Consider the following 20,168-nt stretch of genomic DNA (forward strand, 5'->3'; position numbering starts at 1 on the left):
CGACGATGACCGAGGCGCAGGAAACCGAGCACGGCGGGCCGTCCGTGCCGCAGACCCGCACGGCACGCCACCGCCGGATCGTGGACATCCTGAACCGGCAGCCGGTGCGCTCTCAGAGTCAGCTGGCCAAGCTCCTCGCCGACGACGGGCTGAGCGTCACCCAGGCGACGCTCTCCCGCGACCTGGACGAGCTGGGCGCGGTGAAGATCCGCAACACCGGCGGCGAGCTGATCTACGCGGTGCCGAGCGAGGGCGGTTTCCGCACCCCGCAGGCACCGCTGGGCGAGTCCGCGAAGGAGGAGCGGATGCGGCGCCTCTCCGCCGAACTGCTCATCTCGGCGGAGGCCTCGGCCAACCTCGTGGTGCTGCGTACGCCTCCGGGCGCGGCCCAGTTCCTCGCCTCGGCCATCGACCAGGCCGAACTCCAGGACATCCTCGGGACCATCGCGGGTGACGACACACTGATGCTGATCAGCCGTGACCCGGCGGGCGGTCAGGCGCTCGCCGACCACCTGCTGCGACTGGCCCAGAACGAGCGCTGAACGGCCGGGGCACACCGCGTCCGTCAGTAGCGCGTGATCGCGGTCGGGCCCGAACGGGTCCCGATCGCGATGTGCGGGCTGCGGGCCGGGTCCGCCCAGTCGAGAATCCGGTCCATCGCGGCCGCCGGTACGGAGACACAACCGGCGGTCGCACCACGCCCGTTGACGTGGAGGAAGATGCCGGCGCCACGTCCCCGTACCGGCCGCTCGTAGTTGAAGCCGATGACGAGCGCGCGGGCGTACTGGGTCGGATACGCGGCCAGGTGCTCCGACTCGCCCGCCCGGCAGTCCGCGGGCCGCGGTTCCACCCAGCGGTTGTAGGCCCGCGCCTCGGTGTCCTCGCACCACCACGACCGGCTGTTGACCCGGCGGTACGGGTATACGGTGCCGGCCGGTGCCGCCTTGATCCCGAAGGCGTACGGCAGGTCGTACAGGCCGGTGGGTGTGGTGTCGGTGCCCTGCTTGCGCGACGTCCCCTCGGACAGGCCCTTCGCACCGAACCGGGCCGGTGCGGACCCGCCCTTCACCCAGATGCCCCGGCGCAGATTCCACCAGGTGACGGTGCCCGTCGTAGAACCCTTGGCCGGGGCCTCGGCCGTGATCAACTGGGTACCACCGCCGGTGTCGGCCATCCGTCCAGGGAGAGCCGGCGCCACGGCGGGCCGGGCCGCGACCGAGCCCGCCAGCGCGAGCAGTACCGAACCGATCACCAGAGATCTGCGCATGTCCCGGACGCTAGACCGTCCGGCGGCGTGTCACCCCCGGACCTGCTCCGTACGGCTCAATCCCATTCCGCGCGCGGCATGGCCGGCAGCGGGAGCGGCAGCCCCGGCAGCCCGTCGATACTCGTCGCGACGTGGTCCTTCTTCTCGAAGTAGACACTGAGTGAAGCGTCGTCCTCACGGGCGAAGCGCTGGGCGTGCAGTGGCCGGTCCTCGTCGTACGACATGAAGGGCACGGCAAATCCACAGGTGTCCCGGATCAGCTCGGCCTTCACCACGATGATGGCGCGCAGCCCGTGCGGGCCGGGGTCCACGGCGGGGAAACGGGCGAGCAGCGCGCCGAACCGCGGATCGTCACGGAAGACCGGCTCACCGCGACCGTGCACCCGCACGATGTTCGGCGGCCCCTGGAAGGCGCACCACATCAGCGTGATGCGCCCGTTCTCGCGGAGGTGGGCGACGGTCTCCGCATTGCTGCCCGCGAAGTCCAGATAGGCCACGGTCAGTTCGTCGATGACGGCGAAGGAGCCGCTGACCCCTTTGGGGGAGAGGTTGACCGTGCCCTTTCCGTCCAGCGCCGCGGTCGCCGTGAAGAAGATGTGCTGCTCTTCGATGAAGGTCCTGATCCGTCCGTCGATACGCTCGTACGTTTTACCCATGGCGGCCATTGTCGTCGCCGGCTCCGGTGACGGCGGGCCAATTCCAGCTGGTGGGACGCCGGTGCAGGCCTGCCGCGCGCAGTAGTCGCCGAGCCGCCGCACGCCCCGCGCGTGGCCGGTCCTGTGCCGTGCGGATGCGCAGCCACTCCCCGGGGAATCCGCCCGAGCACGGGCCCTGTGACACGCCGCCCACCTGCGCCTTTGACAAAACATACGGAGCACTGCATAGTTATGCCTATCAGTGATTGCACCGTAAGGAGAAACCCGTGACCGAGCGCGTCGTACTCGCCTACTCGGGCGGCCTTGACACCTCCGTCGCCATCGGCTGGATCGCCGAGGAGACGGGCGCCGAGGTCATCGCCGTTGCAGTGGATGTCGGTCAGGGCGGCGAGGACCTGGACGTCATCCGTAAGCGCGCGCTCGCCTGCGGTGCAGTCGAGGCCGAGGTCGCGGACGCCAAGGACGAGTTCGCCGAGGAGTACTGCCTCCCGGCGATCAAGGCCAACGCCCTCTACATGGACCGCTACCCGCTGGTCTCGGCCCTGTCCCGGCCGACCATCGTCAAGCACCTCGTCGCCGCCGCCAACAAGCACAACGCCGGCATCGTCGCCCACGGCTGCACCGGCAAGGGCAATGACCAGGTCCGCTTCGAGGCCGGCATCTCCGCGCTCGGCCCCGACCTGAAGTGCATCGCCCCGGTCCGTGACTACGCGATGACCCGGGACAAGGCGATCGCCTTCTGCGAGGAGAAGAATCTCCCGATCGCGACCACCAAGAAGTCCCCGTACTCCATCGACCAGAACGTCTTCGGGCGTGCCGTCGAGACGGGCTTCCTGGAGGACATCTGGAACGCGCCGATCGAGGACATCTACGAGTACACCGAGAACCCCGCCACCCCGCGCGAGGCCGACGAGGTCGTCATCTCCTTCAAGGAGGGCGTGCCCGTGGCCGTCGACGGCAAGCCCGTCACGGTCCTCCAGGCGATCCAGCAGCTCAACCAGCGGGCCGGCGCCCAGGGCATCGGCCGGATCGACATGGTCGAGGACCGTCTCGTCGGCATCAAGTCCCGCGAGGTGTACGAGGCCCCGGGCGCCATCGCACTGATCACCGCCCACCAGGAGCTGGAGAACGTCACCGTCGAGCGCGAGCTGGCCCGCTACAAGCGGCAGGTCGAGCAGCGCTGGGGCGAGCTGGTCTACGACGGCCTGTGGTTCTCGCCGCTCAAGCGCGCCCTGGACGGCTTCATCAACGAGGCCAACCAGCACGTCACCGGTGACATCCGGATGACCATGCACGCGGGCCGCGCCGTCGTCACCGGCCGGAAGTCCAGCGAGTCGCTGTACGACTTCAACCTCGCCACCTACGACTCGGGCGACACGTTCGACCAGTCCAAGGCGCAGGGCTTCATCGAGATCTTCGGCCTCTCGTCGAAGATCGCCGCGAAGCGTGACCTCGCCTGATCCCCAGTAGTTACGTCACCGCCTCCCCGACCCTCCGTGCGGGGAGGCGGCTGCACATCCATCCCCTTGTTCTTCCGAGGAGCACGCAGTGAGCAACGGCAACGGCAACAGCGACGTACGCCTCTGGGGCGCCCGCTTCGCCGACGGTCCGGCCGAGGCGCTGGCCAAGCTGTCCGCCTCCGTCCACTTCGACTGGCGGCTCGCGCCGTACGACATCGCCGGCTCCCGCGCCCACGCGCGAGTGCTGAACAAGGCGGGACTGCTCACCGAGGACGAGCTGAACCGCATGATCGCCGGTCTCGACCAGCTCGAAGCCGATGTCGCCGACGGCTCGTTCACCGGCACCATCGCCGACGAGGACGTCCACACCGCGCTGGAGCGTGGCCTGCTGGAGCGCCTCGGCCCGGACCTCGGCGGCAAGCTGCGCGCCGGACGGTCCCGGAACGACCAGATCGCCACGCTCTTCCGGATGTACCTGCGCGACCACGCCCGGATCATCGGCGGTCTGATCGCCGAGCTGCAGGACGCCCTGGTCGGCCTCGCCGAGGCGCACCCGGACGTCGCGATGCCCGGTCGTACGCATCTGCAGCACGCCCAGCCGGTGCTCTTCGCCCATCACGTCCTGGCCCATGTGCAGTCCCTCTCCCGGGACGCCGAGCGGCTGCGGCAGTGGGACGAGCGGACCGCCGTGTCCCCGTACGGCTCCGGCGCGCTCGCCGGCTCCTCGCTCGGGCTCGACCCCGAGGCGGTCGCCGCGGACCTCGGCTTCGAGCACGGCTCCGTCGCCAACTCCATCGACGGAACGGCCTCCCGCGACTTCGTCGCCGAGTTCGCGTTCATCACCGCGATGATCGGTGTCAACCTCTCCCGGATCGCGGAGGAGGTCATCATCTGGAACACGAAGGAGTTCTCCTTCGTCACCCTGCACGACGCCTTCTCCACCGGCTCCTCGATCATGCCGCAGAAGAAGAACCCGGACATCGCCGAGCTGGCCCGTGGCAAGTCCGGCCGGCTGATCGGCAATCTGACGGGCCTGATGGCCACGCTGAAGGCCCTCCCGCTCGCGTACAACCGCGACCTCCAGGAGGACAAGGAGCCGGTCTTCGACTCCTGCGACCAGCTCGAAGTCCTGCTGCCCGCCTTCACCGGCATGATGGCCACGCTCACCGTCAACCGCGAGCGCATGGAGGAGCTGGCCCCGGCCGGCTTCTCGCTCGCCACCGACATCGCCGAGTGGCTGGTCAAGCAGGGCGTTCCGTTCCGCGTCGCGCACGAGGTCGCGGGCGAGTGCGTCAAGGAGTGCGAGCAGCACGGCATCGAGCTCGACGAGCTCACCGACGAGCAGTTCGCGAAGATCTCCGAGCACCTCACCCCCGAGGTCCGCACGGTCCTCAATGTGGCCGGTGCGCTCGCGTCCCGCAGCGGCCGCGGCGGTACGGCCCCGTCGGCCGTGGCCGTACAGCTCACCGAGGTCAAGGCCGACCTGGCCGTCCAGCAGGCGTGGGCCACCGCGAAGAACTGACGGCGCAGAACCGGCAGCGCCGAGGGCGAGTCGAGGCGGGGAGCGGCCGTACGCTCCCCGCCTTTCACTTTTCCCGGGCTGAGTTACGTTGACGGGGAGCGCACCCGATCGACGAGGAGCCCACGATGCCTTTCGCCAGGCTGGCCACAGCGACTACTCCGACCGCCCACATCGGGCTCGGCCTGGCAGCGGTCGGCAGGCCCGGCTACATCAACCTCCACCGCGACCGCGATCTGCCCGCTGACCGCAGTGTCGAGGCGCTGCGCGAGCGCACCCACGAGCTGCTGGATGCCGCGTACGCGCAGGGCGTCCGCTACTTCGACGCGGCCCGCTCCTACGGCCGTTCGGAGGAGTTCCTCGCCGAGTGGCTGACGGCGCGCCCGGAAGTGCGCGATGTCGTCATCGGCAGCAAGTGGGGCTACACCTACACCGCCGACTGGAGCGTCGAAGCCGAGGCACACGAGGTCAAGGACCACAGCCTCGCCATGTTCGAACGCCAGCGCGCAGAGACCGACGCGCTGCTCGGCGACCGCCTCGACCTCTACCAGATCCACTCCGTGACCGCCGACAGCCCGGCCCTCACCGACAAGGAGCTGCACGCACGGCTCGCCGCACTCGCCGCGGAGGGGGTCAGCGTCGGCCTGTCCACGAGCGGACCCGCCCAGGCCGACGCCATCCGGGCTGCTCTTGCCGTCACCGTCGACGGCGAGCCGCTCTTCCGTACGGTCCAGGCCACCTACAACGCCCTGGAGACCTCGGCCGGAACAGCGCTCGCCGAGGCCCATGACGCCGGGCTCACCGTGATCGTCAAGGAAGCCATGGCCAACGGCCGGCTCGCCGGAACGGAAGCCCCCGCCGTTGTCCGGGAGATCGCCGCCGAGGCCGGCCTGGGCAGTGACGCGATCGCCCTGGCGCTCGTACTGCACCGGCCGTGGGCCGGTGTGGTGCTCTCCGGTGCGGCGACCGTCAACCAGCTCGTCGGAAACCTGCACGCGGCCGTCGTCGACCTCGACGAGGAGCGGCGCGCCAGGCTCGATGCGCTCGTGGAGGAGCCGGAGGCGTACTGGCGTCACCGCGCCGGGCTGCCGTGGAGCTGAGCGGGCGCGCCCGGCCTGTCACATCTACGGGATCCGGTTCGTCATCGCATTGACGGAACACTACGGAGGAATGTGACTGTGGACGGAATCGAGTTCCTGGCAGAACGCTTCGAGGAGAACCGGACTCAGCTGAAGGCCGTGGCCTATCGGATGCTCGGCTCGGCGAGCGAGGCGGAGGACGCAGTCCAGGAATCCTGGATCCGGCTCAGCCGCTCCGACAGCCGGGCGATCGAGAACCTGGGCGGCTGGCTGACGACGGTCGTCGGGCGGGTGTGTCTGGACATGCTCCGCTCACGCCGCTCCCGCCGCGAGGAGCACCTCGATACCCGGGCACCCGAGGCACACGCCCCCGAACCGGCGCTCGGCGCTCAGCCGGATGCCGATCCCGAGCAACAGGCCCTGATGGCCGACTCGGTCGGTCTCGCGATGCTGGTCGTCCTCGAAACGCTCGACCCCGCCGAGCGGCTCGCCTTCGTACTGCACGACATGTTCGCCGTGCCCTTCGACGAGATCGCCCGCATCGTGGACCGCACCCCGGCCGCGGCCCGGCAGCTCGCCAGCCGGGCCCGCCGCCGGGTGCAGGGGGTGGACCCGGATCCGGACCCCGATCTCACCCGCAAGCGCGAGGTCGTCGACGCCTTCCTGGCCGCCGCCCGCGGCGGTGACTTCGAGGCCCTCGTCGCCGTGCTCGACCCTGACGTGGTGGTGCGTTCCGACATCGGCGCCGGTGGTGTCGGTGCGCCGTCCCTGGTGCGGGGCGCGGCGTTCGTGGCCCGTCAGGCGATGATGTTCGCGCCGTTCGCCCAGTCGTCGCAGCCGGCACTGGTCGACGGGAACCCGGCCGTCATCTCCACGCGCGAGGGCCGGCGGTTCTCGGTCATGATCTTCACGATCGCGCGGGGGAAGGTCGTCGAGATGTCCGTGATCAACGATCCGGCCCGCCTCCCCGACCTGGATCTCACCGTCCTCAACGACTGACCCCGGGCGGGCGGCCGTACCGCGGGCTCAGGGGCCGCCGCCCCGGCGGCCGTCCGCCCACTCGGCCAGCTTCTCGAAATCGGCCGGCAGCAGTCCGATCCGCGGGTCGATCCACATCAGCAGCGTCTCGGCCGCCCCCTGCCCCGCGATCCACTCCCGGTCCTGCTCGGCGATCTCGTCGTCGACCCAGGCGAACGGCCGGCCGGCCGCGTACTCCACGATGTACTGCGTCTTCCAGTACGTACCGTCCGGTGCGCCACCATGCATCGACGGCCAGTCGATGTACGGCAGCGGGGGCAGCCCGAGCCGCGGCCCGATCCACTCGTTGGCCTCGTCCTTCCAGGTCGTCGCCCAGATCAGTTCGTAACGGGCGGCGAGGGCCAGCAGCGCCTGGCCGTGTCCCGGGTTGAGCAGGACGGGCAGCGGCGTCCCGTAGTCCCACCCCGTCGGCCGCATCAGATACAGCGCATAGCCGTCCGGGACCCGGCGGCGCATCAGTGCCGCGTACGGATTGAGCGGACCGTCGATGTCGATCAGCAGCAGCGGCTTCATGCCGACATAGTCCTCTCTCCCTTCGACAGACGTCGACGCCTTCAATGAGACATTCGTGTCTCATATGGTTTATCGTTGTCTCATGACTCTCGACCGTGAGCAGGTGCTGCGCAGTGCCGCCGCCCTGCTGACCCGTAAATCGACCGCCACCATGGACGAGGTCGCCAAGGCCGCAGGCATCGGCCGCGCAACCCTGCACCGGCACTTCGCCGGACGGGACGCCCTGGTCAAAGCGTTGGAGAACCTGGGAATCCAGGAGTTCGAAGCGGCCCTGGACGCCGCCGCGCTCGACGAGGGGAACTGCGAGGAGGCGCTGCGCCGACTCGTCGCGGCCGTCGAGCCGAGCGCCGGACTGCTCTCCTTCCTCGTCACCGAGAATCAGCTCTTCGAGGGCGACGAGGTGAACGAAGGCTGGAACCGGCTCGACGCCCGGGTCTCCGCCCTCTTCCGGCGCGGCCAGGAGCGCGGCGAGTTCCGGATCGACCTCACCCCCGCCTGGCTGACCGAGGCCTTGTACGGACTCGTCTCCGCCGGCGCCTGGACCGTCCAGGTGGGCCGGGTCGCCGGGCAGGACTTCCAGTACATGATCGTCGAGTTGCTGCTCGGCGGCGCACGCCGGAGCGTGGAGCAATGAGCAGTCTCGAACAGCACGCGGAAACCTCTCAGGAACTGCGCCGTCCGGGGCGGTGGATCGCCCTGGCCGTCCTCGTCCTCGCTGTGCTGCTCGTGGCCGTGGATGCCACAGTTCTCGGCCTCGCCACCCCCTTCCTCACCGAGGACCTCAAGCCGTCCGGCACCCAACTGCTGTGGATCGGCGACGTCTACTCCTTCGTCATCGCCGGACTCCTCGTCTCCATGGGCAGCCTCGGCGACCGCATCGGCCGCAAGAAGCTGCTGCTGATCGGTGCCGTCGCCTTCGGCGCGGTATCGGTGCTCAATGCGTACGCGAGCACGCCCGAGATGATGATCCTGGCCCGGGCACTGCTCGGTGTCGCCGGTGCCACCCTGATGCCGTCCACGCTCGCCCTGATCCGCAACCTCTTCCACGATCCGCGCGAGCGCAGCCTCGCCATCGGTATCTGGGGAGCCATGGCCTCCGCGGGTGCGGCCGTCGGCCCGGTCGTCGGCGGTTTCCTCCTGGAGCACTTCTGGTGGGGCTCGGTCTTCCTGATCAACCTGCCGGTCATGGCCGTCCTCGTGGTCGTCGGCATCAAAATGATCCCCGAGTCGAAGAATCCGGCACCGGGCCCGTGGGACCTCGTCAGCGTGGCGCTCTCCTTCATCGGCATGCTCGGAGTCGTATACGCCATCAAGGAGTTGGCCGCGCACGGTGCGGGCTGGGAGGTCGCCGTCGCGGGCATCGGCGGCCTGGCCGCGCTCTGCTGGTTCGTACGCAGGCAACTCACGCTCCCCGCACCCCTGCTGGACATGCGGCTCTTCCACCACCGGGGCTTCTCGGGCGCGGTCCTCGCCGATCTGCTGACCATCCTCGGCCTGTCCGGGCTGGTCTTCTTCCTCTCCCAGTTCCTGCAGCTGGTACAGGGACGCGGGCCGCTGGAGGCCGGACTCGCCGAACTGCCCGCAGCCGTCGGTGCGGTCACCGCGGGTCTGATTGCCGGCCTGGCAGCCCGGCGCTACTCGGTGCGGTCGGTGGTTACCGGCGGTCTCGGGGCGATCGGCCTGGCGCTCGCCGCGGTCACCCTGATCCACAAGGAGACCGCCTATCCGCTGATCGGCGTGGTGCTGCTGGTCGTCGGCGTCGGTGCGGGCTTCGCCTTCACCGTCACCTCCGATGTGATCCTCTCCAGCGTCCCGAAGGAGCAGGCGGGATCCGCGGGTGCGGTCTCCGAGACGGCGTACGAACTCGGCGCGGCCCTCGGCATCGCTCTGCTCGGCTCCATCGTCACCGGCGTCTACCAGGACTTCGCCACGCCGAAGGGCGTTCCGTCCGCCAACGCCGCAGCGGCCCATGAGTCGCTGGGCGGCGCCGTCGAAGCGGCCCACGGCCTTCCGGCGCAGCAGGCGAGCGCGCTGGTCTCCGTGGCACAGGAGTCGTTCGTCGACGGACTGCGGCTCGCGGCGGGTATCGGGGCGGCGGTCCTGCTGGCGACGGCCGTCGCCGCCTGGTTCCTGTTGCGCGGTCAGAAGCTGGAGGACGGCATCGTCCACCAGTAGCCGCCCGCGCCTTGGGCCGTACGAGTTGTGATGACATACGCAAGGGCCCGTACCACCAACCGGGGTACGGGCCCTTCCGTATGTCCTGCGCCGCGCCTCAGCTCACGCGGCCTTGGCCTTCGTCGCATACATGTCGACGTACTCCTGACCCGACAGCCGCATCACCTCGGCCATCACGGAGTCGGTCACCGCCCGCAGCACATAGCGGTCGCGGTCCATGCCCTCGTAGCGGGAGAACTCCATCGGAGCACCGAAACGGACCGTCACCTTGCCGGGACGGGGCAGACCGGCACCACCGGGCTGCAGCTTGTCCGTACCGATCATCGCGAACGGCACCACCGGTGCACCCGTCATCAGTGTCAGCCGGGCGATGCCCGTACGGCCCCGGTAGAGGCGGCCGTCGGGGGAGCGGGTGCCCTCCGGGTAGATGGCGAACGCCTTGCCCTCCTCCAGCACCCGACGGCCCGTCATCAGCGCCGCGACACCACCGCGGCCGCCGTCCCGGTCCACCGGGATCATGCCGCAGCCCGTGAAGAACCAGGCCATCGCCCGGCCCTTGAGCCCCTTGCCCGTCACGTACTCGTCCTTGCCGATGTAGTAAACCGGCCGGTCGCAGCAGATCGGCATGATCATCGAGTCGATGAACGTCAGATGATTGCCCGCGAGGATCACCGGACCGTCCCCGGGAATGTTCTCCACACCCTCCACCTGGGGGCGGAACATCAGACGCAAGATCGGTCCGAGCACTGCCTTGATGAGTGCGTGTCGGGACAACGGTTCCTCCGGTGTAGTGGCCGGGCCGGCCGGGGCGCGGGATCGTGACGGTCCATGCAGGTGAGGACGATACTCGCGGGTACTCGCCCCTCGCACATCGGGTTCATCGAGTGGATACGCAGTGTTGACGTGTGTTTCCGCCAAGTTCGTCCAGGAGCTGCTCCTACGACGGTACGACTCCATACGCTCGGGCCTCGCCCGACAGGTGCGAGACATCACACGCGAGGAGCATTCATGACAGAGCGCGCGCAGACAGGTCCCGGCCGCAGAACCCTGCTGGGAGCGGGGGCCGCCGTACTGGGCACGGCCGCCCTCGGACTCGCCGGTGGACCGGCCGACGCCGCCGGGAACGCCTCCGAGCGGTCCGGCGGCCACGGCGGGGGCCACGGCTTCCGCCTCGACCTGCCGGTGCCCACCGTCATAGGACACCGCGGCACCAGCGGCTACCGGCCCGAGCACACCCTCGGCTCCTACCAGCTGGCCCTCGACATGGGTGCGCACATCATCGAGCAGGACCTGGTGCCGACCAAGGACGGCCATCTCGTCTGCCGTCACGAGAACGACATCACCGCCACCACCGATGTCTCCGCCCACCCCGGGTTCGCGAGCCGCAAAACCACGAAGAAGGTCGACGGGGTCTCCCTCACCGGCTGGTTCACCGAGGACTTCACTCTCGCCGAGCTGAAGACACTTCGCGCCAAGGAGCGCATCCCCGGCACCCGTCAGAAGAACACGCTCTACGACGGCCGCTGGGAGGTCCCCACGTTCGAAGAGGTGCTCCAGTGGGCCGACCGCGAGGGCCGCAAGCGCGGCAAGCCGGTCTGGCTGTACGTCGAGACCAAGCACCCCACCTACTTCCGCGGCCTCGGCCTCGGACTCGAGGAGCCCCTCGCCAAGCTGCTGCGCCGCTACAACCGCCACCGCAAGCAGTCGCCGCTCATCCTCCAGTCCTTCGAGCCCGGCAGTATCCAGCGGCTGGCAGGCCTCGTCTCGACCCCGCGCGTCGTACTGCTCTCCGGCGCGGGCGAGCGGCCCTGGGACTTCGTGACGTCCGGCGATCCTCGTACCGTCGCCGACCTGGTGAAGCCCGAGGGCCTGAAGTGGATGGCGTCCTTCGCCCAGGGCATCGGACCCACCCTGGACCTGATCATTCCCAAGGACGCCTCGGGCCGGCTCACCGCACCGACACCCCTGGTGAAGGACGCGCACGCCCAGGGCCTGGTCCTTCACCCGTACACCCTGCGCAACGAGAACTCCTTCCTGCCTGCCGACTTCCGACGCGGCACGGACCCCAACGCCTACGGTGACGCATTCGGTGCGTTCCAGGCGTACTTCGCGACGGGAATCGACGGGATCTTCTCTGACAACCCGGACACCGCTCTTCTCGCTGCGGCGGACTTCGCCGCGAAGTGACACCGGCGTCAGCACCCGGCCGGGGCGTGCCCCGGTCGGGTGGTGCTCGCCGAGTACGGCAACCGGCCGTCGGTACAGGTGCGTCGGCCGGGGCATGACGCTTCTCGATCTCGCCCCCGCGGGGACCGCCGCCCCTGCGGCCGTCGTCCATGCCCTGTATCCACTGGTGAGCGCCGAGGCCACGGCCGAGGCGGCCGCCTCGGCAACGGGCGCGGCGATCGAACCCGCCGATCTCGAACAGGCCGTCTGGCTACGGCTGCTGGAGCGGCTCGCGCAGGGCGGGCCGCCGGTGGACACGGCGCGCTGGGTGCGCAACGCCGTACGCGCGGAGGCCCGCAGGGCCCGCCGTACCGCCCGGCGTGAACGCCCCTACCGTGACGAGACCTCCGCAGATCCGGCCGGCTGCCCGGAGCGGATCGCCGTCGGCGCCGACGAACGCCGGGCGCTGCGCGCCGCGGTGGACCGGCTGCCCGGCCGGTGCGCCCGGCTACTGGCGGCGATGCTCGCGCCCGGTGATCCCACCTACCGGGAAATCGCAGGGAAGTTGGGTATGTCACAGGGGAGTTTGGGTCCGATCCGTTCCCGATGCCTTGGATGTCTGCGCAGAATGCTCGCGGCGGAGGTTGTAGCTCCTGAACTGCGGGGAAAGGAGCGTTAGACAACCGGTGGATCAGGTGGGCGGAGGCATGCGCACATGGGCATGAGCGTGATCATCTCGGCGGCGACGGCACAGGACGCCGAACAGATCTTGAAACTTCAGTACCTCTGCTTCCAGGGCGAGGCGGAGCTGTACGGGAACTACCTGATCGACCCGCTCGTCCAGACCCTCGATTCGGTGCGCGCGGAGATCGCCACGAATCTGGTGTTCGTGGCGCGGCTGGGGGACGAAGTCGTCGGTTCGGTCCGTGGATCCACCGATCAGGACGGCACCGGGCAGATCGGGAGGCTCTGCGTCCACCCGCGGCTCCAGGGGCACGGGCTCGGCGCCCGGCTGCTGCGGGCCGCCGAGTCGGGACTCGTCGACGAGCGGTCGGCCACTCGCTTCCGGCTGCACACCGGCCATCGCAGCGAGAGCAATCTGCGGCTCTACCGGCGGGCGGGTTACGCCCCTGTGGGCAACGAGACAGGTCAGGACGGCGTCCGGATGATCCTGCTGGAGAAGGACGCGACCGCTCCCGCCTATGTGGCCAGCGCGTAGGGCCGGTTACGCGTTCCCGCCCGGCCTACGCGCTCTTCGCCCGGCGCAGCCACATCATCCCGGTGATCGGCAGGATCACCGGGATGAACAGGTAGCCCATGCCGAAGTCGGACCAGACGGTGGCGTCCGCGAACGCCGAGGGCTCCACCATCGTCCAGGTCCCCACGACCAGCACACCCAGGAGCTCGGCGGCGCAGCACACCAGCGCCGACCTGCGTGCCTTCTCGCCCCCGCGCACCAGTGAGTACGTGATGAATCCGTACACGAGGGCGGCGACGGCCGACAGCACGTATGCGAGCGGCGCCTTGTCGAAGTCCAGGATCATCTGGACGATCGAGCGGGAGGCCGCCGCGACGGTGAACACCCCGTAGAACCAGACCAGTACCCGGCCGGGGCCGGTGCCGAGGTCGAAGGGCTGCTTCTCGCCCGTGGCCGCTGCGGGGGTGCGATCGGTGTCGGTCACGGTCAGTTTCCCCAGATGTCGTAGAGCCGTACTTCGAGGACGGCCAGCACGACCGCGCCCGCCGCCACCGTCACCGAACCCCATCGGGTCCGCTCGGTGAGCGACAGGAAACCGGCCGCGGGCACGGCGAGGAAGGCTCCGGTCAGATACGCGATGAAGATCGTCATGCCCTGCTCGGGCCGTTCGCCCCGGGACAGCTGCACGATGCCCACCACCAGCTGGGCCAGCGCCAGCAGCGAGACCACTGCCATCCCGATGAAGTGCCAGTCCTTGGTCGGCTGGTCCCGGTATGCGGCGAATCCGCACCAGGCGGCGAGGGCGAGCGCGGTCACGGCGACCGCGGCCGTCAGGGCGTCAAGCATGAGGTGAGGGTATTACGGACCAAAAGGCCCCCTGCGTGCGCCCCCGTACCCGGAGGGCATGGCCCGAGGGCAAGGCCCTAGTGTCGATGCACATGAGGATCCGTGCCGAAGCCCTGCTGTTCGACAACGACGGAACACTGCTCTCCTCGATGGAGTCGGTGTACCGCTGCTGGACCCGGTGGGCCCACGAGTACGGGATCACGGCGGAGGACTTCCAGGGCGTCGAACTGCACGGCCGGACGGCCGGAGAGATCATCGCCGAGCTGCTTCCCGCGGACCGGGTCGACGGGGCCCTGACCCGTATAGAACAGCTGGAGGTCGAGGACGCCCCCGGCGGAGTCCTGATCCTGCCCGGCACCAAGGAACTGCTCGGTGCGCTGCCCGCGCACCGCTGGGCCGTCGTCACCTCCGCCACCCGGCTGCTCGGCGAGGCCCGGCTGCGCGAGGTGGGGATCGACTTCCCCGTGATGATCGCCGCCGAGGACGTCACCCGGGGCAAGCCCGACCCCGAGCCCTACCTCCTGGCCGCCGCGCGCCTCGGCGTCGACCCGGCCCGCTGTGTGGTCTTCGAGGACGCCCCCGCCGGGCTGCGGGCCGGACGGGCGGCAGGCATGAAGACCGTGGCCTTGGCCACAACGCACGACCGTTCCGAACTGGACGCGGATGTCGTCATCGATGACCTCTCCGCCATATCGGTGCAGGTCACAGCCCAGGGAGTGGAAATCACGGCGGTCGGCTGAACCGGCTTGCACCGCCATCCACGGCTGTCCGCTATTCGGACAGGCGGGCCGGGCGGAACGTTACGTCTGTTTTACTTGGGCCATGACCACGACGAGCAACCGCATCCTTGCGACCGAGGCGATCACGACGCCCGGTGCTCGTTGTATGTGTCGAATGCGCGCCTTCTGAGGGCCCCCGCCTGAGCCTCGCGCCCCGAAGCGAGACCGAGCCCGAGCCGTCCGCACCCGGCGGAACGAGCCTGCCCGAGCACCGCTGTCCCGGCCACCCGCCGCAGCCGGCCGTGCCGAGACCCCCGCTTGGAACGTCCGATCGAAACGTCCAAACAGTCTCATCAGACGAATGCCCCGTGCCCGGCGGACACCGCGCCGCGCACTCGACAGTGACGGAAAACCCCTGTGATCACCACTTCGGGCCTCACGAAGGTCTACCAGTCGCGCGGCCGCGAGGTCACCGCCCTGGACGGCGTCGACCTGCACGTCCGTGAGGGCGAGGTGTACGGCGTCATCGGACAGAGCGGCGCCGGAAAATCCTCCCTCATCCGCTGCATCAACCTCCTGGAACGCCCCACCTCCGGCACCGTGACCGTGGCCGGCCAGGACCTCACCGCCCTCGCGGGCCGGGGCCGCCGGGCCGGCAAGGAGCTGCGCGAGGCGCGCAGCCGCATCGGCATGGTCTTCCAGCACTTCAACCTGCTGGCCTCGCGAAACGTCCAGGACAACGTCGAACTCCCGCTGGAGATCCTCGGTGTCTCCGGCAAGGACCGCTCCCGCAAGGCCCTCGAACTCCTCGGCCTGGTAGGCCTCGCCGACAAGGCCAAGGCCTACCCCGGCCAGCTGTCCGGCGGACAGAAGCAGCGCGTCGGCATCGCCCGCGCGCTCGCCGGAGACCCCAAGGTGCTGCTCTCCGACGAGGCGACCTCCGCCCTCGACCCCGAGACCACCCGCTCCATCCTCCAGCTGCTGCGCGACCTCAACCAGCAGCTCGGCCTGACCGTCCTGCTCATCACGCACGAGATGGACGTCGTCAAGACGATCTGCGACTCGGCCGCACTGATGCAGAAGGGGCGCATCGTCGAGTCGGGCACCGTCGGTGAACTGCTCGCCACCCCCGGCTCCGAACTGGCCCACGAGCTGTTCCCCGTCGGCGGTACGGCCTCCGGCCCCGATCGCACGGTCGTCGACGTCACCTTCCACGGGGAGGCCGCCACCCAGCCGGTGATCTCGCAGCTCTCCCGTACGTACAACATCGACATCTCGATCCTGGGCGCCGCGATGGACACCGTCGGTGGCAACCAGATCGGCCGGATGCGCATCGAGCTGCCCGGCCGTTTCGAGGAGAACGTCGTCCCGATCGGCTTCCTGCGAGAGCAGGGCCTGCAGGCCGAGGTCGTGGAGCACGACGCCGCCTCCATCCCCGTACAGACCCCCGCCCCGCTCACCAAGGAGGTGGCGAAGTGACCTGGTCCGAAATGCAGCCGCTGCTCACCCAGGGAACCGTCGACACCCTTTACATGGTGCTCTGGTCCGCGGTCGTCACCGTTCTCGTGGGGCTGCCGCTCGGCGTCCTGCTGGTCCTCACCGACAAGGGCGGACTGCTCCAGAACACCCCGGTGAACAAGGTCATCGGCGTGATCGTGAACATCGGCCGCTCGCTGCCGTTCATCATCCTGCTGATCGCCCTGATCCCCTTCACCACCTGGGTCGTCGGCACCTTCATCGGCCCGACCGCGATGATCGTGCCGCTCGCCGTCGGCGCCATCCCGTTCTTCGCACGGCTCGTCGAGACGGCCGTCCGCGAGGTCGACCACGGGCTCGTCGAGGCCGTCCAGTCGATGGGCGGATCCATCCCGACGATCGTGCGCAAGGTGCTGCTGCCGCAGGCACTGCCCTCGCTCATCTCCGGCATCACCACCACCGTCATCGTGCTCATCGGCTACTCCGCGATGGCCGGTGCGGTCGGCGGCGAGGGGCTCGGCTCCAAGGCCGTGACCTACGGATTCCAGCGCTTCGACAACCAGTTCATGCTCATCACCGTCGCGCTGCTGATCGTCATCGTGACCGTGATCCAGCTGATCGGCGACGGAGCCGTACGCCTGCTGGCCCGCCGGGGCCGCACCACCACCTGAGACTTCCTCTCCGCTCAAGCCCGAACTCCTTGTCCGGGCGCACCACCCTCACCACCAGAAAGAGGCACTTTTCGTGCGTAAGAACATCAAGATCACCGCAGCTGCCGCCGCCACCGCCGCCCTGGCCTTCGGCCTCACCGCCTGCGGCACGTCGTCCGACCCGGCCTCCAAGAGCGAGACCGGCGCCAAGGCCGACACCTCCAAGACGCTCGTCGTCGCCGCGTCCCCGACGCCGCATGCCGACATCCTGAACTTCGTCAAGAAGAACCTGGCGGCCAAGGCGGGCCTCAAGCTGGAGGTCAAGGAGTTCACGGACTACGTCCTGCCGAACACCGCCACCGAGACCGGCCAGGTCGACGCCAACTTCTTCCAGCACCAGCCGTACCTCGACGACTTCAACAAGAAGAACAACACCCACCTCGTCTCCGTCGGCACCGTCCACCTGGAGCCCCTCGGCCTCTACTCCAAGAAGGTCAAGGCCATCGGTGACATCAAGTCCGGCCAGACCATCGCGGTGCCCAACGACACCACGAACGAGGGCCGCGCCCTCCAGCTGCTCGCCGAGAACGGTCTGATCACCCTCAAGTCCGGTGTCGGCACCGACGCCAAGCTGAGCGACATCACCGACAAGAAGGGCCTGGAGTTCAAGGAGCTGGAGGCCGCAACCGTCCCGCGCGCCCTGAACGATGTGGACGCCGCCGTCATCAACGGCAACTACGCCATCGAGGCCGAGCTCAAGCCCGCCAAGAACGCCCTGGCGCTGGAGAAGGCCGACGGCAACCCGTATGCCAACATCATCGCCGTGAAGAAGGGCAACGAGAAGGACGCCCGCGTTCAGAAGCTCGTGAAGCTCCTCCACTCCGACGAGGTCAAGAAGTTCATCGAGGACACCTACCAGGGCTCGGTCATCCCGGCCTTCGGTACCGCCGCCAAGTCCTGACACCCGCACGGAGTTTGTCCGACGAGCCCCGCGCACCCCACCAGGGGGGCGCGGGGCTCCGTCGTACGGACCCGCCCATGCACAACGCCGGCCCGATGCTGCATGCTGTGCCTTTACACGGTCTTCGGCATGGAGCTGCGCATGACTTCCACCTTTCCGGACATCTCCATCAGCACGGATCGGTTGGTGCTGCGCCCCTTCGACATGGCGGACATCCCCGCGTACATCGAGATGATGAACGACGAACTCGTCACCGCCTGGACCGAAGCCCCTCACCCCTACACCCAGGTCGACGCCGAACGCTGGGTCCGCAGGATCGCACCCGCACAGCGCACCACGGGCGACGGCATCGTCTTCGCCGTCACCGAATTCCTCACCCAGCGACTCGTCGGCTCGGTCCGCCTGCGCAACACCGACTGGCGCACCCTCGCCACCGAGGCCGCGTACATCACCGCCCCCTGGGCACGCGGCGAGGGATATGCCACCGAGTCCGTGCTGGCGCTGGCCCAGTGGCTCTTCCGCGACCAGGGCTTCGAACGCATCGAGCTGCGTACCGCCGCCGACAACACCGCCTCCCAGCAGGTCGCCCAGAAGCTCGGCTGCATCAGCGAGGGAGTGCTGCGCAACGCCCGCATAGCGCGTACCCGGACCGAGAACGGCACAGACGGCGGCTGGACCGACATCAGGACCGACCTGATCGTCTGGGGCCTGCTTCCCGAGGACCTCGAAGGGGTCGCCGAGCAGCTTGCCGACGCGGGCGGCTACGGCGCCTACAACGACTGGAACTGACCCCTCGAAGGGGTCCTGGCGCCGTACTGGTGCGGACCGGGTACTCTCACCCTGCCTGCTCCTCACGAACATCCCCACCTGCGACAACTCCAGGAGACTGACGACAGATGGCCGATCGGGTCACCGTGATCGGCTGGGACGGCTCGCCACTGACCGGAGCGGCCACGGCCGCCCTCTCGGCTGCCACGCTCGTCGCCGGAGCCGCCCACCACCTCGCACTCCCCGAAGTCCCGGCCAACGCCGAACGGATCCGCCTGGGCTCCATCGACCTGGCCGCCCGCCGGATCGCCGGACACCGCGGCAGCGCCGTGGTCCTAGCCGACGGAGACCCCGGCTTCTTCGGGGTCGTGCGCAATCTCCGCGCGCCCGAGCACGGCCTCGAGGTCGAAGTGGTGCCCGCCGTGTCCTCCGTCGCCACCGCGTTCGCCCGCGCCGGGATGCCGTGGGAGGACGCCCAGATCGTCGTCGCCCACCCCCGCACCCTGCGGCGCGCCGTCAACGTCTGCCGCGCCCACCACAAGGTCGCCGTACTCACCTCGCCCGGCGCCGGCCCCGCCGAACTCGCCCTGCTCCTCGAAGGCGTCCACCGCACCTTCGTCATCTGCGAGGAACTCGGCACCGCACGCGAACAGGTCAGCGTCGTCACATCCGAAAAGGCCGCCGACCACGTCTGGCGCGACCCCAACGTGGTCATCGTCATCGGTGGCGGCCCCGAACCGCAGGCCACCGGCGCCTGGATTGCCGGCCGTCACCCCGCCTACCCCCGTGGCGTACGAGGCTGGGCACTGCCCTCTCAGGCATACCCGGGCGGCGCCACGGACGCCGGGGACGAGAGCGGCGAGGGCGAGTCCCCGGGGCTGCGCGCCGCCCAACTGGCCCGCCTGGGCCCCCGCGCCGGAGACCTCCTGTGGGACATCGGCTCCGGCAGCGGGGCCCTGGCGGTGGAGGCCGCCCGTTTCGGGGCGGCGGTCCTGGCGGTCGACAGCGACCCGGTGGCCTGCGCCCGCACCGCGGCGTCGGCCCGGTCCTTCGGAGTCCAGCTCCAGGTCGTCGAGGGCCGGGCACCCCATGTGCTGGAACGGCTGCCGGAGCCCGATGTCGTACGGATCGGGGGCGGGGGAGTCCCCGTCGTCACCGCCGTCACCGAGCGCCGGCCCGAGCGCATCGTGACCCATGCGTCGACGCGCGACGAGGCCGAGGCACTCGGCGCGGCACTCACCGGGAACGGTTACACCGTCCGGTGTTCGCTCCTCCAGTCCGTCGAACTCGACACGGCCGCTTGGTCGGAGCGCGAACGCTCGGTCGTGTTCCTGCTCTCGGCGCTGCGTTCGGACCTCGCCCCCTGACCCGGTCGGCGTACAGCGCGAGGTAGGCTGGCCGATCGTTGCACCGCGGCTGGACGTTCGTCGCTTCGTTCGTCAATGTCCGGAAAAGGGGATCGTTTTGGCCCCCGTTGTGGTACGGCAGAACCGGGGGATGCGCGACGTGGCGCAGTCCACAGCGGGCCGTGGCGAAATGACCTGCCGCGGCGGCGAACGGCCGCGAGAATGCAGTATGTCCGCGACCGTTTCGTGCCGCGCGGCGCGCCCGCTCGTTCTTGTTGACGAGCGCCGGCGTGCCGTGGTCGGGCGTCCCGGGCGATGGGCCGAAGGAGCA

At 69.4% G+C, this 20,168-nt stretch carries 22 protein-coding genes; 16 read left to right on the forward strand and 6 right to left on the reverse strand.

Annotation, left to right across the window (positions count from 1 at the left end):
• Positions 1 to 5 precede the first annotated feature (5 nt).
• Positions 6 to 542 (forward strand): arginine repressor, encoded by a 537-nt coding sequence (locus ACFVYE_RS06415; protein WP_327276208.1) that lies wholly within the window; start codon positions 6 to 8, stop codon positions 540 to 542.
• Between the two features lie 23 nt (positions 543 to 565).
• Here ACFVYE_RS06415 and ACFVYE_RS06420 read toward each other — a convergent pair whose 3' ends face one another.
• Both ACFVYE_RS06420 and ACFVYE_RS06425 read right to left on the reverse strand, forming a co-directional pair.
• Positions 566 to 1,267 (reverse strand): L,D-transpeptidase, encoded by a 702-nt coding sequence (locus ACFVYE_RS06420; RefSeq protein WP_383968018.1) that lies wholly within the window; start codon positions 1,265 to 1,267, stop codon positions 566 to 568.
• Positions 1,268 to 1,323: 56 nt separating this feature from the next.
• Positions 1,324 to 1,923, reverse strand: coding sequence for a pyridoxamine 5'-phosphate oxidase family protein (locus tag ACFVYE_RS06425; protein WP_389604356.1), 600 nt, complete (start codon positions 1,921 to 1,923; stop codon positions 1,324 to 1,326).
• Positions 1,924 to 2,189: 266 nt separating this feature from the next.
• Between ACFVYE_RS06425 and ACFVYE_RS06430 the strand changes: the two genes are divergently transcribed.
• The 4 genes from ACFVYE_RS06430 (at position 2,190) to ACFVYE_RS06445 (ending at position 6,980) form a co-directional block, all read left to right on the forward strand.
• The gene (locus ACFVYE_RS06430) at positions 2,190 to 3,383 is read left to right on the forward strand and encodes an argininosuccinate synthase (RefSeq protein WP_383968024.1); all 1,194 of its coding nucleotides are present in this window, start codon (positions 2,190 to 2,192) and stop codon (positions 3,381 to 3,383) included.
• 88 nt (positions 3,384 to 3,471) lie between these two features.
• On the forward strand, positions 3,472 to 4,905 hold the full coding sequence (gene argH, locus ACFVYE_RS06435; protein ID WP_389604358.1) for an argininosuccinate lyase: 1,434 nt from the start codon (positions 3,472 to 3,474) through the stop codon (positions 4,903 to 4,905).
• 125 nt (positions 4,906 to 5,030) lie between these two features.
• Positions 5,031 to 6,002 carry an aldo/keto reductase gene (locus tag ACFVYE_RS06440; protein WP_389604360.1) on the forward strand — a complete coding sequence of 324 codons (972 nt, stop codon included), beginning with the start codon at positions 5,031 to 5,033 and terminating at the stop codon, positions 6,000 to 6,002.
• A 78-nt stretch (positions 6,003 to 6,080) separates the two neighbouring features.
• Positions 6,081 to 6,980: a sigma-70 family RNA polymerase sigma factor gene (locus ACFVYE_RS06445; RefSeq protein WP_383968033.1), complete on the forward strand. Its 900-nt coding sequence runs from the start codon at positions 6,081 to 6,083 to the stop codon at positions 6,978 to 6,980.
• Between the two features lie 27 nt (positions 6,981 to 7,007).
• Here the strand turns inward: ACFVYE_RS06445 and ACFVYE_RS06450 are convergent, their stop codons facing one another.
• The gene (locus ACFVYE_RS06450; RefSeq protein WP_383968035.1) at positions 7,008 to 7,532 is read right to left on the reverse strand and encodes a hypothetical protein; all 525 of its coding nucleotides are present in this window, start codon (positions 7,530 to 7,532) and stop codon (positions 7,008 to 7,010) included.
• Positions 7,533 to 7,614: 82 nt separating this feature from the next.
• On the opposite strand from ACFVYE_RS06450, the gene ACFVYE_RS06455 reads away from it, so the two are divergent.
• Together ACFVYE_RS06455 and ACFVYE_RS06460 are read left to right on the forward strand one after the other, a co-directional pair.
• Positions 7,615 to 8,166, forward strand: a complete 552-nt coding sequence (locus ACFVYE_RS06455) for a TetR/AcrR family transcriptional regulator (protein WP_389604362.1) — start codon at positions 7,615 to 7,617, stop codon at positions 8,164 to 8,166.
• Positions 8,163 to 9,707, forward strand: a complete 1,545-nt coding sequence (locus ACFVYE_RS06460; RefSeq protein ID WP_389604364.1) for an MFS transporter — start codon at positions 8,163 to 8,165, stop codon at positions 9,705 to 9,707. The genes ACFVYE_RS06455 and ACFVYE_RS06460 overlap by 4 nt, the downstream gene beginning before the upstream one ends.
• Before the next feature lie 102 nt (positions 9,708 to 9,809).
• Here the strand turns inward: ACFVYE_RS06460 and ACFVYE_RS06465 are convergent, their stop codons facing one another.
• Positions 9,810 to 10,481 (reverse strand): lysophospholipid acyltransferase family protein, encoded by a 672-nt coding sequence (locus ACFVYE_RS06465; RefSeq protein ID WP_327366338.1) that lies wholly within the window; start codon positions 10,479 to 10,481, stop codon positions 9,810 to 9,812.
• Positions 10,482 to 10,715: 234 nt separating this feature from the next.
• Here ACFVYE_RS06465 and ACFVYE_RS06470 point away from each other — a divergent pair, with 234 nt between their 5' ends.
• The 3 genes from ACFVYE_RS06470 to ACFVYE_RS06480 all read left to right on the forward strand — a co-directional run bounded on the left by ACFVYE_RS06470 (position 10,716) and on the right by ACFVYE_RS06480 (position 13,092).
• Positions 10,716 to 11,894 carry a glycerophosphodiester phosphodiesterase gene (locus ACFVYE_RS06470; RefSeq protein ID WP_383968042.1) on the forward strand — a complete coding sequence of 393 codons (1,179 nt, stop codon included), beginning with the start codon at positions 10,716 to 10,718 and terminating at the stop codon, positions 11,892 to 11,894.
• 94 nt (positions 11,895 to 11,988) lie between these two features.
• Entirely contained in the window at positions 11,989 to 12,552 is a 564-nt protein-coding gene (locus ACFVYE_RS06475; RefSeq protein ID WP_383968045.1) for a sigma-70 family RNA polymerase sigma factor, read from the forward strand.
• A 36-nt stretch (positions 12,553 to 12,588) separates the two neighbouring features.
• On the forward strand, positions 12,589 to 13,092 hold the full coding sequence (locus ACFVYE_RS06480) for a GNAT family N-acetyltransferase (protein ID WP_383968048.1): 504 nt from the start codon (positions 12,589 to 12,591) through the stop codon (positions 13,090 to 13,092).
• Positions 13,093 to 13,117: 25 nt separating this feature from the next.
• Here the strand turns inward: ACFVYE_RS06480 and ACFVYE_RS06485 are convergent, their stop codons facing one another.
• Positions 13,118 to 13,555 carry a hypothetical protein gene (locus tag ACFVYE_RS06485; RefSeq protein ID WP_383968051.1) on the reverse strand — a complete coding sequence of 146 codons (438 nt, stop codon included), beginning with the start codon at positions 13,553 to 13,555 and terminating at the stop codon, positions 13,118 to 13,120.
• A 2-nt stretch (positions 13,556 to 13,557) separates the two neighbouring features.
• On the reverse strand, positions 13,558 to 13,917 hold the full coding sequence (locus ACFVYE_RS06490; RefSeq protein WP_383968054.1) for a hypothetical protein: 360 nt from the start codon (positions 13,915 to 13,917) through the stop codon (positions 13,558 to 13,560).
• A 92-nt stretch (positions 13,918 to 14,009) separates the two neighbouring features.
• On the opposite strand from ACFVYE_RS06490, the gene ACFVYE_RS06495 reads away from it, so the two are divergent.
• The 6 genes from ACFVYE_RS06495 to cbiE all read left to right on the forward strand — a co-directional run bounded on the left by ACFVYE_RS06495 (position 14,010) and on the right by cbiE (position 19,858).
• Entirely contained in the window at positions 14,010 to 14,657 is a 648-nt protein-coding gene (locus ACFVYE_RS06495) for an HAD family hydrolase (protein ID WP_383968057.1), read from the forward strand.
• Between the two features lie 396 nt (positions 14,658 to 15,053).
• A complete protein-coding gene (locus ACFVYE_RS06500; RefSeq protein ID WP_383968060.1) occupies positions 15,054 to 16,115 on the forward strand; it encodes a methionine ABC transporter ATP-binding protein in 1,062 nt (353 codons plus the stop codon).
• On the forward strand, positions 16,112 to 16,783 hold the full coding sequence (locus tag ACFVYE_RS06505) for a methionine ABC transporter permease (protein WP_383968063.1): 672 nt from the start codon (positions 16,112 to 16,114) through the stop codon (positions 16,781 to 16,783). Before ACFVYE_RS06500 ends, ACFVYE_RS06505 begins: the two co-directional genes overlap by 4 nt.
• A gap of 73 nt (positions 16,784 to 16,856) precedes the next feature.
• A complete protein-coding gene (locus tag ACFVYE_RS06510) occupies positions 16,857 to 17,723 on the forward strand; it encodes a MetQ/NlpA family ABC transporter substrate-binding protein (protein WP_383968066.1) in 867 nt (288 codons plus the stop codon).
• A gap of 102 nt (positions 17,724 to 17,825) precedes the next feature.
• Complete coding sequence (locus ACFVYE_RS06515; protein ID WP_383073787.1) at positions 17,826 to 18,512, forward strand: GNAT family N-acetyltransferase; 687 nt, start codon at positions 17,826 to 17,828, stop codon at positions 18,510 to 18,512.
• A gap of 107 nt (positions 18,513 to 18,619) precedes the next feature.
• A complete protein-coding gene (cbiE, locus tag ACFVYE_RS06520) occupies positions 18,620 to 19,858 on the forward strand; it encodes a precorrin-6y C5,15-methyltransferase (decarboxylating) subunit CbiE (protein ID WP_383968070.1) in 1,239 nt (412 codons plus the stop codon).
• Positions 19,859 to 20,168 lie beyond the last annotated feature (310 nt).

The organism is Streptomyces sp. NPDC058239 (assembly GCF_042882185.1).
Taxonomy (GTDB): Bacteria; Actinomycetota; Actinomycetes; order Streptomycetales; family Streptomycetaceae; genus Streptomyces.